The organism is uncultured Algibacter sp. (genome assembly GCF_947487605.1).
Lineage (GTDB): Bacteria > Bacteroidota > Bacteroidia > Flavobacteriales > Flavobacteriaceae > Algibacter_D.
Window position 1 is genome coordinate 95,789 of sequence record NZ_CANKXK010000004.1, and the last position, 17,081, is coordinate 112,869.

Annotated in this window: 17 protein-coding genes and 1 tRNA gene; 7 read left to right on the forward strand and 11 right to left on the reverse strand. The window is 31.5% G+C overall.

Annotation, left to right across the window (positions count from 1 at the left end):
* Positions 1-210: 210 nt before the first annotated feature.
* Positions 211-942, forward strand: coding sequence for a metallophosphoesterase family protein (locus tag Q0739_RS05915; protein ID WP_298237787.1), 732 nt, complete (start codon positions 211-213; stop codon positions 940-942).
* Here Q0739_RS05915 and Q0739_RS05920 read toward each other — a convergent pair.
* The 11 genes from Q0739_RS05920 to Q0739_RS05970 all read right to left on the reverse strand — a co-directional run bounded on the left by Q0739_RS05920 (position 939) and on the right by Q0739_RS05970 (position 11,298).
* Entirely contained in the window at positions 939-1,733 is a 795-nt protein-coding gene (locus Q0739_RS05920; RefSeq protein WP_298237788.1) for a TIGR04283 family arsenosugar biosynthesis glycosyltransferase, read from the reverse strand. The genes Q0739_RS05915 and Q0739_RS05920 overlap by 4 nt on opposite strands.
* On the reverse strand, positions 1,726-2,601 hold the full coding sequence (locus Q0739_RS05925) for a DUF547 domain-containing protein (RefSeq protein WP_298237789.1): 876 nt from the start codon (positions 2,599-2,601) through the stop codon (positions 1,726-1,728). The genes Q0739_RS05920 and Q0739_RS05925 overlap by 8 nt, the downstream gene beginning before the upstream one ends.
* A 69-nt stretch (positions 2,602-2,670) precedes the next feature.
* Positions 2,671-4,197 carry a hypothetical protein gene (locus tag Q0739_RS05930; protein ID WP_298237790.1) on the reverse strand — a complete coding sequence of 509 codons (1,527 nt, stop codon included), beginning with the start codon at positions 4,195-4,197 and terminating at the stop codon, positions 2,671-2,673.
* 86 nt (positions 4,198-4,283) lie between these two features.
* Positions 4,284-5,255 (reverse strand): arsenosugar biosynthesis arsenite methyltransferase ArsM, encoded by a 972-nt coding sequence (gene arsM / locus Q0739_RS05935; protein WP_298237791.1) that lies wholly within the window; start codon positions 5,253-5,255, stop codon positions 4,284-4,286.
* A gap of 77 nt (positions 5,256-5,332) precedes the next feature.
* The gene (locus tag Q0739_RS05940) at positions 5,333-6,145 is read right to left on the reverse strand and encodes a purine-nucleoside phosphorylase (protein ID WP_298237792.1); all 813 of its coding nucleotides are present in this window, start codon (positions 6,143-6,145) and stop codon (positions 5,333-5,335) included.
* Positions 6,138-6,767 carry a TIGR04282 family arsenosugar biosynthesis glycosyltransferase gene (locus Q0739_RS05945; protein ID WP_298237793.1) on the reverse strand — a complete coding sequence of 210 codons (630 nt, stop codon included), beginning with the start codon at positions 6,765-6,767 and terminating at the stop codon, positions 6,138-6,140. The genes Q0739_RS05940 and Q0739_RS05945 overlap by 8 nt, the downstream gene beginning before the upstream one ends.
* Positions 6,760-7,254 (reverse strand): rhodanese-like domain-containing protein, encoded by a 495-nt coding sequence (locus Q0739_RS05950; RefSeq protein ID WP_298237794.1) that lies wholly within the window; start codon positions 7,252-7,254, stop codon positions 6,760-6,762. The genes Q0739_RS05945 and Q0739_RS05950 overlap by 8 nt, the downstream gene beginning before the upstream one ends.
* Positions 7,255-7,263: 9 nt before the next feature.
* Positions 7,264-8,319, reverse strand: coding sequence for an arsenosugar biosynthesis radical SAM (seleno)protein ArsS (arsS, locus tag Q0739_RS05955; protein ID WP_298237795.1), 1,056 nt, complete (start codon positions 8,317-8,319; stop codon positions 7,264-7,266).
* A gap of 143 nt (positions 8,320-8,462) precedes the next feature.
* On the reverse strand, positions 8,463-8,798 hold the full coding sequence (locus Q0739_RS05960; RefSeq protein ID WP_298237796.1) for an arsenosugar biosynthesis-associated peroxidase-like protein: 336 nt from the start codon (positions 8,796-8,798) through the stop codon (positions 8,463-8,465).
* A 143-nt stretch (positions 8,799-8,941) separates the two neighbouring features.
* Positions 8,942-10,870 carry an acetate--CoA ligase gene (gene acs, locus Q0739_RS05965; RefSeq protein WP_298237797.1) on the reverse strand — a complete coding sequence of 643 codons (1,929 nt, stop codon included), beginning with the start codon at positions 10,868-10,870 and terminating at the stop codon, positions 8,942-8,944.
* Between the two features lie 355 nt (positions 10,871-11,225).
* Positions 11,226-11,298: transfer RNA gene (locus Q0739_RS05970), tRNA-Phe, on the reverse strand.
* Between the two features lie 162 nt (positions 11,299-11,460).
* On the opposite strand from Q0739_RS05970, the gene Q0739_RS05975 reads away from it, so the two are divergent.
* Genes Q0739_RS05975 through Q0739_RS06000 form a run of 6 tightly spaced genes read left to right on the forward strand, consistent with a single transcriptional unit; the run spans position 11,461 to position 16,983 of the window.
* A complete protein-coding gene (locus Q0739_RS05975) occupies positions 11,461-12,189 on the forward strand; it encodes a type III pantothenate kinase (RefSeq protein ID WP_298237798.1) in 729 nt (242 codons plus the stop codon).
* Positions 12,189-13,499 (forward strand): hypothetical protein, encoded by a 1,311-nt coding sequence (locus tag Q0739_RS05980; protein ID WP_298237799.1) that lies wholly within the window; start codon positions 12,189-12,191, stop codon positions 13,497-13,499. Before Q0739_RS05975 ends, Q0739_RS05980 begins: the two co-directional genes overlap by 1 nt.
* 18 nt (positions 13,500-13,517) lie before the next feature.
* Positions 13,518-14,900 (forward strand): hypothetical protein, encoded by a 1,383-nt coding sequence (locus tag Q0739_RS05985; protein ID WP_298237800.1) that lies wholly within the window; start codon positions 13,518-13,520, stop codon positions 14,898-14,900.
* Entirely contained in the window at positions 14,901-15,455 is a 555-nt protein-coding gene (lptC, locus tag Q0739_RS05990; protein WP_298237801.1) for an LPS export ABC transporter periplasmic protein LptC, read from the forward strand.
* Between the two features lie 43 nt (positions 15,456-15,498).
* The gene (locus tag Q0739_RS05995) at positions 15,499-15,693 is read left to right on the forward strand and encodes a hypothetical protein (protein WP_298237802.1); all 195 of its coding nucleotides are present in this window, start codon (positions 15,499-15,501) and stop codon (positions 15,691-15,693) included.
* Positions 15,694-16,983 carry a hemolysin family protein gene (locus tag Q0739_RS06000; protein WP_298237803.1) on the forward strand — a complete coding sequence of 430 codons (1,290 nt, stop codon included), beginning with the start codon at positions 15,694-15,696 and terminating at the stop codon, positions 16,981-16,983.
* Positions 16,984-17,081: the final 98 nt, after the last annotated feature.

The following is a 17,081-nucleotide window of genomic DNA, read 5'->3' on the forward strand; positions in this document are numbered from 1 at the left end:
TATAAATTAGTTGTTTTAAACCTGCGAAGTTTAAAAACCTTCTAAGTCTATTTTACTAAATTCTATACCCACAAGGCTAAAACAAGACTTTTCTGAGTATAAATAGTTCTGTTTTGTATTGGTTTTAAGTCGCTTATATTTTATTAATATTTATCTAACACAGATTAATAAGTTAATTTAAACAACTAATTTTGTGAAAAAAATATAAGCATGCGCACATTCGCAATAGGAGATATACACGGGGGATTAAAAGCGTTGATTCAAGTCTTAAATAAAATTGAAGTTAAAGATGAAGATACTTTAATCTTTGTAGGCGATTATGTAGATGGTTGGAGCGAGTCTGCACAAGTTATTCAATTCTTAATCGAGCTTTCAGAAAACATAAACTGTGTATTTATAAAAGGAAATCATGATGTTTGGTGCGAAGAATGGTTAAGAAGCTCAGATGTAAACCCAACGTGGTATATGCACGGAGGAAAGGAAACCATAGAGAGTTACGAAGGGATTTCTGAAAATGACAAAAAAGTACATTTAAACTTTTTTAAAAATATGCCTTTGTATTATTTAGATAATAAGAATCGTTTGTTTTTGCATGCTGGATTTACCTCTATGCATGGAGTAGAAAAGGAAGTGTTCGAAACTACCTTCTATTTCGATAGAACGCTTTGGGAAATGGCATTGACTATGGATAAACAAATTGAAAAAGATTCTGTAATTTATCCAAATAGATTGAAGCATTATAAGGAAATTTATATCGGTCATACACCAACAATAAATTTTAAAGTTGATGTGCCTATGAATGCTATTAATGTTTGGAATATTGATACAGGAGCTGCATTTACAGGAAAGCTTTCAGTAGTTAATGTGGATACTAAGGACGTTTTCCAAAGTGATAATTTGCCAAACTTATACCCTAATGAGCAGGGAAGGAATACGTTCTAATTAGTGCAAATTTTCTTTTTATAATAACGATACAACTCATTGGCATCTGCACCAAACCACCTTTTAACATAAATACTCCAAAAATAATACTGTAGCTTCCAAACACCATGTTTTTTGTATAATCTCGCTGAAGTACGTATTTTTTCATTAATAACTACAAACTCTTTTCTGGCAAATAATTCATTTATTAAAATATTATCTTCATAAATAATATAACTCTCATCATAGCCACCAATTTCATTAAATAATGTTTTTTTTATAAACTGGCTTTGGTCACCACCTCTGCATGCCCGCCAGCTAAATTTTGTAAGCCAACTGGCTAATTGTAACCACCAATGGGCGCTTTCAAATTGCATTCTAAAACAACCTGCGTTATTACCTTTTGTAATTTCATTTAAAATTAATTTATCGAAATTTTTTGGCGGAAAAGAATCGGCGTGTAAAAAATAGAGGATGCCGCCATTTGAAAATTTGGCACCTAAATTCATTTGTTTAGCACGCCCTTTTTCTGAATTTATAAGTTTAATCTTTGTTTTTGAAATTTGCTTTTCTGTAATACTATTTTGCGAAATGTTATTATCTATATAATGGTATGCTTCTTTTGTGGTGTTACGATTAAATGTTGAAAAGGCTTTAACAATGTCTTGTGTATTATCTTTACTTCCTCCGTCAACAACTATAATTTCAGAAATGTTTTGTGTTGACGATTTAGCCAATAAATGTTCTAATAGTTTACCTATGTAAACTTCTTCATTTAAAACAGGTATAACAATAGAAATTTGTTTATTCATTTAGATTCCAGTTGTAATCCATGAATCGCTTTTTTGCATTAGGAGATATTTTAATATCTGAATATAGATTTAAAAAGACTATTAAGCTACCATCTTGTTTGAAATCTTTGGCAAACCACTGAAATATTTTTGATAATTTTATGCTGTTTGCACCTATTTGATTGCGTTTCGAATCGTTCAAGAATTCTTTGGTGGCAGATGTGAGTTGTTTTTCTAAGTTTATTGCGGTAAAGGCTTCGTTTTGTAATTTAGGACAAGAAAATGAAGCACAAACTATAGCAAAATGAATTCTGGGTTCATTCATTTTTCGAAGAATTTGATGCTCTATATCATTAAGATTATACCATTTTTTACCAAATTTCCAAAGGCGTTGATCCCAAGGATCTTTAATATCTTTAATGCTGTTTATGGGATAGTTTCTTAATATCAAATCGATAGTTAGTGCGTTATATGCGTTTATCCAAAAAGCTAATTTTTCTTCTTTAGACCAACTTTCATTTGGAAGATTTTTGCCGAGGCTTACAATATAATCTCTTAGACTTTTTGCATCATCTTTTTTCAATGCGTCGTAGTTTACATTCCCCTCATTAGAAACATATTTATATAGTAATGCGTTATAAGAGCTATGATTGGAAATTTCAGTTTTGTTAACTGTTGTTTTGTCTACTGCTATTATTTCTTCTGTTTCTGGTAGTATAGGATTTTCTTTTATTGCTTTGGTAGAATCGATGTCCGCTACATTATTTTTCTCCTCGATCTGTAATTCGTTTTTAGTAAATGGCTTAGGCACATTTTTTACAACAGTTTTTGTGCCACAGCAAGCGCTAAAAAAACTAATGAATACAATAAAAATTAATAAAATTCTCAAACCATAAATGTTATATCATGTTTGTCTTAAAATTACCTATAACTTACAATATTAACTTTGAATTCGTTTTTACAATTCTATTTTTATTAACTGTTTCCTCATATTGCCTTGTCCCAGATTGAAGATCTTGTTATGATTTGTTTCTATTGATTTTTCGGCAATAAATAATATTTCTGAATCTGAGTTTTTAATAAAAATTTCAGAAGAAATATTTCCCTTTTCAGATATAACCAAGTTGTATAAATTGGTCTTAGAATTTCTCTTATCTTGTTGTATGACTAACTTTTCTTTTGATGGGTTAATATATCCATTCAATAAAATATTTAATTGGTCGTTTTTAAGATATGCAAAATATGATGAGTCTTTTTGATTGAATTTAGATTGTATTTTTTCAGTCTGTTTTAACCCCAAGACCTTATCCCAAATTAAGTTTCCACTAGCGTCTATTTTTGCTATTAAAATGTCGTCATAAACTTTGTAAGTAGTGCTTATTGGGTTGTATGTTATAAAAGCCGCCATACTACCAATTGTGAAAGTAGCTAAAGGAATACCTACTGGAGCATATTGCTTTCGTAATGTGTAAAATTGCCCAACAATAAAGGTATTATTATTTGTATCAATAAAGATGTCCTTTATATCGAGGCTTCTATTAGCTTTAAATAAGCCAATAAAATATTTTTTTGCTTCTTCAGATTTGAATTGAGATAATTTGCTTGATGATATTTCAAACTTAGTAAGATTTATGTTATAATGTGCTAAGCCTTGGAAACCACCTTTCTTTTTTTTCGAATAAAGCCCACATATTGTGTAATTATTGTATTCAATTTTAGAATTTATTAGTTGATAGAATTCTTGTTCTATAGGTATTATTAGTTCTCTTGTTTTTTCATTAGAAATATTAATTAATTTATAATAATTCCCAGCTTCTTCATCTTGAATATTGTATAGAAGATATATGTTCTTGCCATGTAATTTTGTGTTTAAATGGCTGATATTTTTAATTTTAGAGTTGTGGTTTGGTGTAATTTTCTCAGATTTTATTAAATTGAAATTAGAATCAAAAAGTTTCAAATATGAGTATATAGACTCTTTATTTAAAACTTGAAAACTTAGTAAGTAATTTGAGTTATAATCTAGTGATAATGTGTTTTCAGATTTTAAAGCCTTATATAAAACTTTGTCTGTTTCTTTATTAGCCGTAATTAATATTTTAGAGGATTTTTGCTTTTCAAATAAATCGAATAAATCAAACCGGACAGATATTTCTTTACTAGTCGTTTCTCTTATTAAAACATGTATTTTATTGTCTTTAATAAAGAAGTCGAGAATCTCTGTTAAGTTTTTTGTCTCTATTTCTTGTCGTTCTATAAAGTTCAAATCATTAAAAAATTCAATAAAATAATTTCTTAAGCTGCCATTTATTCTATGTGGTCTAAGAGCTACAAAATTTCCTTTGTTATCACATGCAGTCATTTCATTTTTATCAATTAAAAACTGTCTGTCTTTAGTAATTTCTCCTTTTGTTATTTCAATATTTTGTGATAACCCACTAAATTGAATTACCATTAGTAAAATCAGAAATAGTTTTATGTTCATGTTATATTGAATTTGGTAATTATGGATGAAAATAAAAAATCCTATGAGAAAACTCATAGGATTTAAAACATAATTATATTATTTAATTAACAACATCCACCACCATCATAATGAAAAGTAGATTCTGATAAATAAATATCATCTCTATTTAGAGCTTGCAGTGCTCTTGCTGTTTTATCGCAAATTGCTAAGGGTTGATTTTTTAATAATACATGACCAGCATTATCATCAAAATAATCTTCATCACCATAATAAATAGCCGCTTTTCCCGTAAATATACAAGGGCCATCTTCTGGCATGGGGTCTTTTATGGCTGCAACTTCTATAGATTCTATATATATTAATTCATCTGTTGGATAGTTTTTTGGATCCAATATTCTATATGGTTTACGTGCACGAATTTCAATAGTGCCAAAACCAGCATCTGTTAGTGCTTTTATGTATTCTGAAATAGGAAGGCTGCCACTTAAGCATAAAGCTCGTAAGCGCTCGTCATTTCGTAGTTCTTCATTCATTGGCTGCTCACATGTTGGATCACTCATTACTAAACGTCCATGAGGTTTTAAAACGCGATACATTTCGGCTATGGCTTTTTTTAAATCGTCTGCTTTAAAAATATTGAACAAACAATTTTGTGCCGCCACATCTATGCTATTATCTTCGACTGGAAGATTTAAGGCATCACCTTTTTTTAATTCAACAAATTCACTTTTAAACCAATCATTTTGTGCTTCGGCTTCAATAAAGTTTTTACGAGATGCTTCTAACATTTCATCAACAACATCAATACCAACGACACCATTTTTTTGACGATTAAAATAGGAGAATTGTAATAATTCCATGCCGCCACCAACGCCAACATAAAGCATTTTTGGGTTGTTTGTTAAATCGCGTGCATGTACTGTAGAACCACAACCATAGTTCATTTCTTGCATGATTCTAGGGATTTTAAGTCCTGGTAATTCCCAAATAGGATTTGTGGTACAGCAAAGGCCAACATCTGGAGTTAAGGCTGCTTCTTTATATACATCGTGTGTGGTTTCTAAATAGTTATCCATAATGTGATTCTTAAAAATTATTTGAAAGAATAAAGGTAGTTTCTTTAGTCTAAAATGATGTAACAAACATTACACCACTATAAGGTTTTTATTAGTTCTTTAAATAGGGTAATCATGTTTGGTTCAGCCTTTGTTGCCATTTCGATAATTTCTCCAATGTCGACGGCCTTTAAGCTATCTGGGTCGCATTCATCTGTTAAAACTGACACGGCCGCCACTTTTAATTTCAAATGATTTGCAACTATAATTTCTGGAACCGTACTCATACCCACAGCATCGGCTCCAATTACTTTAAGCATACGATATTCTGCTCTAGTCTCTAATTGAGGTCCAACAACACTTGCGTAAACGCCTTCGTGAAGCTTGATGTTATTTTGTTTGGCAATGGCTTTAAAGGTCTCATTTATAGCTTTATCGTAAGGTGCGCTCATATCTGTAAAACGTTCACCTAAAAGTTCGACGCCTTTAAAAGCTAGGGGTGAACTACCTTGAAGATTTATATGATCTTCGATTAGCATTAATTCTCCTTTTTTAAAGTTTAGATTAATGGCTCCAGCTGCATTAGAAACCAACAAAGTTTTAATGCCTAATTTTTCCATGATTCTAACAGGGTAAGTAACATCTTGTAGCGTATATCCTTCGTATAAATGAAAACGCCCCTGCATAACAATTACTTTTTTCCCTTCTAAGACACCATAAATAAGTTTGCCTTTGTGAAACTCAACCGTAGCCGTAGGGAAGTTAGGAATATGGTTATAACTAACTTCTTTTAAAACGTTAACATGGTTTATAAGTTGCCCTAAGCCGGTTCCTAAAACGATTCCTATTTCTGGATTATCGAAACCTTTGTCTTGTAAATATTCAACCGTTTCGTTTATATATTTAATCATGTAATTGTGTTATTTTTTTCTGTAATTCTAAATTGGATTTATAAAATTCTGAAGTTGTTAAATCTTCAAAAGTATCAATATCGTTTAAAGGTTCAAGTAATGTGTAACTAATTTTTTGTAGATCCAATTCTTTCAATGTAATTTCTAATAAGTTTGATTTACTCCATGGTTTATTATTAAAAATTATTTCATGAAATGAGTTTAGACCAATTAAATAATATCCTCCATCTAATGCTGGTCCAAATGTAACCTCATTATCATGTAATAATTTCAATCCTTCTTCAATATGTGTAGCACTTATGTTTGGTAAGTCGGACCCAATGAGTACAATACGCTTATAGCCATCTTCAAACCCTTTTTTAAAGGCGTTTTTCATGCGCTCACCTAAATCTTTTCCTTCTTGAACCATTTTGTGGTTGCCTTTCCATTGAGTTTTTACAATAGCTTCAGAAAAATAAATACGTTTATCTGCTTTAATATTTTTTGTAGCTTCTTGTGTTACTTTAACAAGTTCGCTATACACATTAAAAGCCCCTTGATTACCAATAGTTTTAGCTAACCTAGTTTTTACTTTACCAAGTTTAATATTCTTTACAAAAACGATAACGAGTTCCTTATTCATATACTTTTACGCCTTTTTTTAACCATTTGCTCCAAGTTTTGGAGAACGTGTGAATACTATCAGTTTCTTTTTCTTCAATATTGTAAACTGGAAAATTATTGTTTTTCCATTCAAAAATACCGCCAAATAGGTTTTCAACTTGATTATAACCAGCAAGTTTTAAGCTATCTGCTATGGATTCTGATCGTATTCCGACGGAACAATAAACAACAATTCTTGAATTTTTGTTAGGGATTTTTTTTTGAAGACTGTCAATACTAAAGTTATCATACCCAACATGAATCGCATTTTTTAAATGGCTTGTTTTATATTCGATTAGCTCTCTAGAATCCAAAATTATAGCATTTGTTTTAGGCATAGCTAGTTCTTGAACGGTTATATATGGTACACTATTGTCGTTATATTGTTTCAATAATTTATCAATTGATTTTTGAGCAAACAAAGAACAATGAAACGCAATTAATATTATAGAGAGAGTGTTTTTCATTCAAAAGTTTTAAGCCACTACACCTTGACAGCTACTGCCTGCGCCTGCGGTACAACCGTAGCAATGTTGTGATATAACAACGTTTCTGCCTTCCAATAATTTTTCATTATAATCAGAAATATGTTTCACTTTACTATTTACTGGTAATTCTAACATTTGATTAAAATCGCAGTCGTAAAGATAGCCATCCCAACTAACAGAAAGTGTATTTGTACACATAACGTTAGCAACAGCAGCAGGATTATAAGCATCAACTAAAGAATACATATAATCTTCGTAATTTTCTGATGCAATTAGGTAATCTAAAAACCTTGAGATTGGCAGATTTGTGATAGCAAATAGGTTATGAAATTGAATATCGAAATCTTCTTTTAATGCTTTTTTGAAATCCTTTTCCATGGATGCTTGATCTCCTGGTAAAAATGCTCCCGATGGGTTATAAACTAGGTCTAAACGTAAGTTGCTATTGGGCATGCCATAACCTACAGTGTTTAATTCTTGAAGCGCTTTTATGGACTTATCAAAAACACCATCACCACGTTGCTTGTCTGTTTTACCACGAGTCCAATGTGGCATAGAGCTTACTACGTGAACATTGTGTTTTTTAAAAAACTCGGGTAAATCGTAATATTTTTTATTTGCTCTAATAATTGTGAGATTAGAGCGAACTATAAAATCTTTAATACCTGCCTTAGCAGCTTCTTCAACAAACCATCTAAAATCTGGATTCATTTCTGGAGCACCGCCAGTTAAATCTAGTGTGTGGGCATCAGTATTTTTTATAACCTCCAAGCATTGCTTCATCGTCTCACGTGTCATAATCTCTTTTCGGTCTGGACCTGCATCTACATGACAATGATCGCAGACTTGGTTGCACATGTAGCCGACGTTTATTTGGAGAATTTCTAATTTTCTGGCTTTTAATGGAAATTGATTGCTTTCTGCAATTTTCTTTTTAAAAGTAGGTAGGTCGCCATTTTGAAAAATTCCATTGGATAAAATCTCAAGTTGTCTATTGCTATTTGCTAAATCGCTTTCGCGTTTATGTAGGGACTTTGTTGCCATTAATTGTTTTTACTAATATATATTTCTTGCGGTAAATATTGAGTTCTGGTTTTGCGTTAGGGATTGAGCGGTCTGTTTGAGCTCCCCGACGATAGGAGGGAGCGAGTAGTGAAAGCCCGACCCTTGTGGTAACGCCCAAAATATTATCCGTCTAACTTGTTTACTTTATTCATCATTTGTACCCCATGTACTAGTGTTGCACCACTTTTTATAGCAGCACCAACATGAATGGCTTCCATCATTTCTTCTTTTGTAACACCACGTTGCAATGTGTCTTTAGTGTAAGCATCTATGCAGTATGGGCATTGTTCGGTATGTGAAACGGCTAATGCTATAAGTGCTTTTTCACGAGCCGTAAGTGCGCCTTCTTCAAAAACTTTAGAGTAATACTCGAAGAATTTATTCCCCAATTCTTCATCCCATTCTGTGATATTGCCAAATTTTCTAAGGTCAGCAGGATCGTAGTATGTTTTTTGCATATTATATTTTTTGATAAAGATAAAAATCTAATAGTTGTAGTCGCATAAAAGAGGTTTACTTAACAATAAAATTAACTATTGTTTAAGAATTTTTATGGATATTGAGAATCATTAAAAGTCTGATGATTAAATTTGTTTCAGCTTTACCAATTGGTATTATCTGCATTTTTTTTGCCATCAATAATACTTTGAACCACTTCAGGATTTAATAAGGTGCTAGTGTCGCCTAAATTAGAGATATCGTTATGTGCTATTTTTCTTAAAATGCGTCGCATTATTTTTCCAGAGCGTGTTTTAGGTAGCCCTTCGGTGAATTGAATTTTATCTAACTTAGCAATTGGTCCTATGTGTTCGGTAATTATTTGATTTATTTCTTTTCTTAAGTTATTATGATCTCTGGTTTCACCAACATCCTTTAAAATAACATAACCATAAAGAGCATTACCTTTAACATCATGAGGAAAACCTACAATAGCCGATTCAGCCACTGCTGGATGTTCATTAACTGCATCTTCAATTGGAGCCGTGCCTAAGTTGTGTCCAGAGACAATAATAACATCATCAACACGTCCAGTTATTCTATAATAACCAACTTCATCTCGTAATGCACCATCTCCTGTAAAATATTTGTTTTCATAAGCAGAAAAGTAGGTGTCTTTATAGCGTTTATGATTTCCCCAAATGGTTCGGGCTATACTTGGCCATGGAAATTTAACGCATAAGCGACCACTCACTTGATTGCCTTTAATTTCGTTACCATTTTCATCCATTAAAGTTGGTTGAATTCCAATAAAAGGGAGCGTAGCGTAAGTTGGTTTAGTAGGCGTTACAAATGGGATAGGGGTAATCATAATACCACCTGTTTCGGTTTGCCACCAAGTATCTACAATGGGACTTTGTTTTTTGCCAATATTATCATTGTACCAATGCCAAGCTTCTTCATTTATAGGTTCTCCAACAGAGCCTAAAACTTTAAGTGATGATAAGTCATGTTTTTCAACTACTTCGAGGCCTTGTTTTGCAAGCGCTCTAATAGCAGTAGGAGCCGTATAAAATTGATTTATTTTGTGTTTTTCAACAATCTCCCAGAAGCGTCCGTAATCTGGATAACTAGGTACTCCTTCAAACATAACGGTTGTTGCTCCATTTGCTAATGGTCCATAAACAATATAACTATGTCCAGTAATCCAACCTATATCTGCTGTACACCAATAAATGTCGTCTTCTTTATATTGAAATACATTCTTAAAAGTGTAGGCAGTATAAACCATATAGCCTGCAGTTGTATGTACCATACCTTTAGGTTTCCCTGTAGAACCTGAAGTGTATAGAATGAAAAGAGGATCTTCTGCATCCATGATTTCTGCTTTGCAATCTATTGAAGCTTCATCTAAAAGGGGTTGTAGCCATTTGTCACGTCCATTTTGCATATTTATTCCAGAATGGATTCGTTTAGCTACTAAAACAGAATTGACTCCAGAGCAACTTTCTAGCGCTTCGTCAACGATGCCTTTAAGGTCTATTGTTTTAGGACCTCTGTAAGAGCCATCGCTTGTGATAACCATTTTACAATCTGAATCATTAATTCTTGTAGATAATGCTGTAGCTGAAAACCCTGCGAAAACAACAGAATGTATAGCACCTATTCTAGCACAAGCTAATACAGAAATGGCTAGCTCTGGAATCATGGGTAGATATATGCAAACGCGATCTCCTTTTTTAATTCCTTCTTGTTTTAGCACATTTGCAAATCGATTTACACGTTCGCTAAGTTGTTTGTAAGTAATGTGTTCTGCTAGTTCGGATGGATTGTTAGGTTCAAATAGAATAGCCGTTTTGTTACCACGAGTAGCTAAATGCCTATCTATACAGTTTTCGGTAATATTAAGTTTAGCACCTTCAAACCATTTAATCTCTGGTTTAGAGAAGTCCCAACTCAACACATTGTTCCATTTTTTTTGCCACATAAAATGTTCCTCAGCAATTTCTTCCCAAAAGTGTTCAGGACATCTTATCGATTTTCGGTATACTTGATAGTATTCTTCTAAGTGTTTTATGTGGTAATTACTCATGATTTATTGATTTTTTAATATCTAGTAGAGGTGTAATTAGACTTTTATAAAAATATTTTTTATAAAGTATATATGCTAATATAATATAAAAAAGTTGCTACTACTAAAGCGTATAGCAAAGAAGATAGCTTATTTGTTATTGAGTTATTTTTAATATGAAAGAGATTAAAGTTATAAAGAAAATTAATATTAATCAATCGCCCCCATTTAATTCAATGTAATAAAAATAGTAGTTTGACAATATTAAAGTTAAAAGTGCTTAACAAATTCCGAATGATGTTAAGTTAGTAGAATTAATCGGGTGCCCTGTAAAAACAAAAAATCCCGTAAACAGTAATGTTTCGGGATTTTTTTGTGGTACCTCCAGGAATCGAACCAGGGACACAAGGATTTTCAGTCCTTTGCTCTACCAACTGAGCTAAGGTACCTCGCCAAAGCGGATGCAAATATATTCATTTTTATTATTCACCAAAAGAAAATTATAAAAAATAGTGTAGTTTATTTTGTAATGCACATCTTAAAAATTGTATCTCATTAAATAAGAGCGTTTACAAGGCTTTATTTTTGTAAATTTGACGTTTTCTCGAAAAATGAATTTAATAATAGATGTAGGAAATACGTTTGCTAAACTCGCAGTTTTTAGTGATGGTAAAATTGTAAAGAAAAAAACAGTAAAACCTGCATATATTTTGAAGCATGTTGAAGCCTTAATTGAGGCCTACCCATTAATAGAAAAGGGTATAATTTCTTCGGTTGGTCAAGTGAATAATATTGATTTACAATTAATTAGTAACAAAATCTATCTATTAATTCTAGACACCACAACTAAACTTCCTTTTAAAAATAAATACGAAACCCCGAAAACCTTAGGGAAAGATCGTTTGGCTTTAGTGAGTGCCTCTGTATTAAAATTTCCAGAAGAGAACGTTCTTGTTATTGATGCTGGAAGTTGTATTACTTACGATTTTATTACAATAAAAAATGAATACTTAGGTGGTGCAATTTCACCTGGAATAAGAATGCGCTATAAAGCGTTAAATAATTTAACGGCTAATTTACCATTGTTAGATACAGAAATGCCAAAGAATATTTTTGGCAATTCAACTAAAGAATCTATTAATTCGGGTGTTATTTATGGGGTTCTTAATGAAATTGATGGTGCAATTAATGCTTATAAACTAAAATATTCAGATTTAACAGTAATTTTAACAGGAGGAGATGCTAAATTCTTGTCTAAACAATTAAAAAGTAGCATATTTGCCAACTCTAATTTCCTTTTAGAGGGATTGAACTATATTTTACAATTTAATTCAAATTAATGATTAAAAAACTTGTATTAGTTTTTATTGCTGTTTTTGCAATTCAAAGTTACGCACAAGAGGGTACAGCCTCACCATATTCTTTCTACGGTATTGGAAGCTTAAAATTTAAAGGTACTGTCGAGAATAGAAGTATGGGAGGTATAAGTATTTACAATGATAGTATTCATGTAAACTTGAGAAATCCAGCATCTTATGCAACCAATAATTTAAATTTTTATGGTAACGAAAGTAGACCAGTTAAGTTTTCGGTTGGGGGTAGTTATTCTTCTATAGATTTAAAAAGTAGTTCTTCTGAAGGAACTGCAAACGCTACAACTTTTGATTATTTAGCGCTGTCCATTCCTGTTGGAAAATTTGGATTTGGGTTTGGAATTCTACCATTTACATCGGTAGGTTATAAGTTAGAATCTCTTAATAGTAATGGCGATATTGAAAATAGATTTCAAGGAGAAGGCGGTTTAAATAAAACTTATTTAGGTGTTGGTTATCAAATTGCTAAAGGATTAAGTATTGGTATAGATGCTAATTACAATTTTGGGAATATTCAAAACAGTACTATCGAGATTAATTATGATACAGAAAATGTGCCTTTACAATACCAATCTCGTGAAAACAACAGATCAGATTTAAGTGGTTTAAGTTTTAATTTTGGGTTGTCTTACAAAGCGATGTTAAATGAGAAATTAGAATTTGTTTCTGGACTTACATATACACCAGAAAGTAGTTTGACTTCTATAAACGAACGTTCTTTTTCAACGGTTTCTCTAGGCTCTAACGGTAACGAATTTGTAATAAATACTATTGAAACAGATTTAGAAGCCCAAGGATTATTAGAAACAGATCTTACATTACCATCTAAATTATCCCTTGGCGCAGGAATAGGACAGCCTAGAAAATGGTTTGTAGGTGCAGAGTATACATCTCAAAAAACTAGTAATTTTTCAAATCCATTATATACAAGTAGTGCAACAACTTACGAAGATGGTTCTACATTTTCGTTAGGAGGCTTTTATATTCCGCGATATAATTCGTTTAGTGGTTATTTTAAACGAACTGTTTATAGAGCTGGTTTACGTTACGAAAAAACAGGTTTAATTATAAATAACGAATCTATTAACGAGTTTGGCATATCTTTTGGAGTAGGATTACCAGTTGGTGCAGTAACATCGTTTTCAAATATAAATCTAGGAGTAGAAATTGGAAAACGTGGGACTACCAATAACAACTTAATAGAAGAGAATTTTATAAATTTCCAAATAAGTTTATCTTTGAACGATAGATGGTTTGTTAAAAGGAAATATAACTAACAGCGTTAAATTATTATCATGAAGACGAAAATTACATTATTATTAACAGTATTATTTTTAGCATTTAATATAAGTTTTGCACAACAAGACGAAGAGTGCATGACAAAGCTTTCCATCTTTCACGAATATGTAAAAGCTAAAAATTATGATGCTGCTTATGAGCCTTGGATGGCTGTAAGAAACAAATGCCCTAAGTTTAATAACGCCATTTATATAGATGGGGAAAAAATATTAAAAGATAAAATAGATAAAACTTCGGGTGCAGATCAAATAACCTATATCAACGATCTTTTAAAACTTTGGGAACAACGTGCACAGTATTTTGCTAGTAAAACAGCAAAAGGAGAATATGCGGCAAAAGCTTGTCAATTAATGTATGACAATAAAGAGGTTCTTGGAAAAACAGATTTAGAATTGTACGAGTGCTATGATGCTGCTTATAAACTAGATAAAGCTACGTTTACAAACCCTAAAAGCTTATATACTTATTTCTCTTTAATGGTAGATTTGTTTGATGCTAAAAAGAAATCAGATTCAGATTTATTTAATAAATATGATGATGTAGTTGAAAAAGTTGAAGATGAAGTTAAAAATTATTCAAGTAAAGTAAATAAGTTAATTGCTAAGGAAGATGCTGGAACAGCATTGACAAGCAAGGAAAAAAGATATAAAAAATCTTATGAAAGTTACTTAAAGGCTTACGATAAAATTTCTGGTAGTATCGATTCTAAATTAGGTGATAGAGCAAATTGCGAAAACTTAATTCCTTTATATACTAAAGATTTTGAAGCTAATAAAGGTGATGCTTTGTGGTTACAAAGAGCTGCTGGAAAAATGTCTGAAAAAGAATGTACAGACGATCCATTATTTTTCAAGCTAGTAAATGCATACCATGAGTTAAGTCCTTCTGCAAATTCAGCATATTATTTAGGGATTTTAAAAGATAAAGAAGGAAAACCAAATGAAGCTATTGCATTTTATAAGCAAGCAATTGATTTAGAAACAGACGATTTTAAAAAATCGAAACTTAACAATAGAATAGGTTTAAAATTAAAAGCTAAGCACAGATACGGTCAAGCTAGAGGGTTCTTTAGAGAAGCTTTAAAATTAAATCCTTCTAACGGACGTCCACATTTATCTATAGCAGCTATGTATGCTGCGAGCGCTAAAGATTGTGGAGATACTAACTTTAATAAAAGAGCGGTTTATTGGTTAGCAGCAGACGAAGCTAGAAAAGCAGCACGAGTAGATGCTACATTATCAAAAGCAGCTTCTCAATCTGTAGCAAATTACATGGCTAAGGCACCAAGTAAAGCAGAAATATTTAGTTGTGGATGTTCTGGACAAGTTATTAAAGTTGGATGCTGGATAGGTTTGTCAGTTACAGTTCCTAAAATCTAAATGAAGGTATTTTTAAAATATAATTTTTTAAACATAGTCACCATATTTATGGTGACTATGTTTTTTTCATGTAAGGACAACTTTAACGATGTTCAAAAAATGGGTATTTCAGAAAATGAGCCTATTGGAGTTGCCGAAAACATCAATTTAAAGTATACAGATTCAGGTAAAATAGAAGCAATTTTACTTAGCCCTAAAATGTTAGATTACTCTAATCGAGAGTTTGCATTTAATGAATTTCCCGATGGTATTATTTTAGATGTTTTCGATGATAAAAATCAAAAAAGTGTTATTGTTTCAGATTATGCGATTGTATACAATAAAACAGATTTAATTGATTTGCAAGGTAATGTTAGAATTGCAACACATAGTCAAGACACGTTGTTTGCAGAACAACTATATTTCGATAAAAAGCGAGAATGGCTCTTTACAAACAAACCAGTTACCTTTAGAACAGGTTCCGATGTTATTAATGGAAACGGATTCGATTCTGACACAAAGTTTACAAACGCTAGAGTGCTAGAAGTTACTGGTATTATTAGCGTAGATGAATAACAAGCATTTCTTATTTTATTATCTTTGCAAATAAATATTACCAATGAAATATTCAAAGTTTTTTCAATATGCCTATTTAATATTTGCAGCACTTTTTATTTACGATGCAATAGATAAGTATTTTAACCAGGGTGTTGTTGCTTACACATCTTTATTACTAGGTGCTACGGCAGTATTTATGTTTTTCTTTAAAAGAAAATTTGCTAAAAAGTTTGATAAAAAAGATCCATCAAACTAAATGAGTACCGAGGTTATTGTCATTATTTTATCCTTATTACTTTCAGCTTTTTTCTCAGGTATGGAGATTGCTTATGTGTCTTCAAATAAAATCCATATAGAAATTGAAAAAAAGCAAGAGGGGCTATTAGCTAAAATATTAGGAAAACTTACTACAAAACCATCCAAATTTATTGCAACAATGCTTATTGGTAACAATATAGCATTAGTTATTTATGGATTGTTTATGGGAGACTTATTAATGAATTGGTTTTTGTCTTTGCTTCCAACTTCTTCGGTTTTTATAAATTATATGCTAAGCGATTTAAGCTTATTATCACAAACCATTATTTCTACCATTATAATATTAATTACTGCAGAATTTTTGCCAAAAGTGTTTTTTCAAATTTATTCTAATACGCTTATTAAGGCATTAGCATTACCTGCTTATATTTTTTATGTTTTATTCACGTATGTTTCAGATTTTGTAATGTGGATATCAGATACTGTTTTAAGATTGTTTTTTAAAACAGAAGGCGATCAAATTCAATTAGCATTTACTAAAGTGGAATTAGGAAACTACATTAGTGAACAAATGGAATCTGTTGAAGAGCATGACGAAGTAGATTCCGAGATTCAAATATTTCAAAATGCATTGGAATTTTCAGAAGTTAAAGCTCGGGAGGTTATGGTGCCTAGAACCGAAATTATTGCGGTTGAAATAAATGAATCACTAAAAACGCTTAATGCCATTTTTACAGAGTCTGGCCGTACTAAGATTTTAGTATACAAAGAAACTATTGACGACATTTTGGGTTACGTACATTCATTTGAGCTCTTCAAGAAACCAAAAACGATTAAATCGGCAATGCTTCCTGTTGAGTTTATACCAGAAACTGTACTAATAAAAGATGTGCTAAATGTATTAACTAAAAAGCACAAAAGTATTGCAGTAGTTTTAGACGAATATGGTGGTACTTCAGGAATTATGACGGTTGAAGACATTGTTGAAGAGCTTTTTGGAGAAATTGAAGATGAGCATGATACTGTTGATTTAATAGAAGAGAAAATAGAAGATGATACCTACAATCTTTCAGCACGATTGGAAGTTGATTATATAAATGAAACCTATAAGTTAAATCTTCCAGAAAACGAAAATTACGAAACTTTAGGAGGGTTAATTGTTAATCATACCGAAGAAATACCAGAACAAAACGAGATTGTAATTATTGAAAATTTTCAGTTTACAATTTTAGAAGTTTCAACTACAAAAATTGATCTTGTAGAACTTAAAATTTTAGAAGAAGATTAGATTTTAGTGTTCTGTATGCTTTAATAAGTTGGTGCCCTTAGTGTATATCTTATTTAATAGCTTGAAATCTATGACTTGGTTCAACAATTTTCAGTGAA

Coding starts and splice junctions, on each gene's coding strand:
- lptC (WP_298237801.1), top strand. CDS start 14,901: ATGAAGGTATTTTTAAAATATAATTTTTTAAACATAGTCACCATATTT.
- arsS (WP_298237795.1), bottom strand. CDS start 8,319: ATGGCAACAAAGTCCCTACATAAACGCGAAAGCGATTTAGCAAATAGC.
- Q0739_RS05930 (WP_298237790.1), bottom strand. CDS start 4,197: ATGAACATAAAACTATTTCTGATTTTACTAATGGTAATTCAATTTAGT.
- Q0739_RS06000 (WP_298237803.1), top strand. CDS start 15,694: ATGAGTACCGAGGTTATTGTCATTATTTTATCCTTATTACTTTCAGCT.
- Q0739_RS05940 (WP_298237792.1), bottom strand. CDS start 6,145: ATGATTAAATATATAAACGAAACGGTTGAATATTTACAAGACAAAGGT.
- Q0739_RS05915 (WP_298237787.1), top strand. CDS start 211: ATGCGCACATTCGCAATAGGAGATATACACGGGGGATTAAAAGCGTTG.
- Q0739_RS05985 (WP_298237800.1), top strand. CDS start 13,518: ATGAAGACGAAAATTACATTATTATTAACAGTATTATTTTTAGCATTT.
- Q0739_RS05950 (WP_298237794.1), bottom strand. CDS start 7,254: ATGAAAAACACTCTCTCTATAATATTAATTGCGTTTCATTGTTCTTTG.
- arsM (WP_298237791.1), bottom strand. CDS start 5,255: ATGGATAACTATTTAGAAACCACACACGATGTATATAAAGAAGCAGCC.
- Q0739_RS05995 (WP_298237802.1), top strand. CDS start 15,499: ATGAAATATTCAAAGTTTTTTCAATATGCCTATTTAATATTTGCAGCA.
- Q0739_RS05975 (WP_298237798.1), top strand. CDS start 11,461: ATGAATTTAATAATAGATGTAGGAAATACGTTTGCTAAACTCGCAGTT.
- Q0739_RS05980 (WP_298237799.1), top strand. CDS start 12,189: ATGATTAAAAAACTTGTATTAGTTTTTATTGCTGTTTTTGCAATTCAA.
- Q0739_RS05920 (WP_298237788.1), bottom strand. CDS start 1,733: ATGAATAAACAAATTTCTATTGTTATACCTGTTTTAAATGAAGAAGTT.
- acs (WP_298237797.1), bottom strand. CDS start 10,870: ATGAGTAATTACCACATAAAACACTTAGAAGAATACTATCAAGTATAC.
- Q0739_RS05960 (WP_298237796.1), bottom strand. CDS start 8,798: ATGCAAAAAACATACTACGATCCTGCTGACCTTAGAAAATTTGGCAAT.
- Q0739_RS05945 (WP_298237793.1), bottom strand. CDS start 6,767: ATGAATAAGGAACTCGTTATCGTTTTTGTAAAGAATATTAAACTTGGT.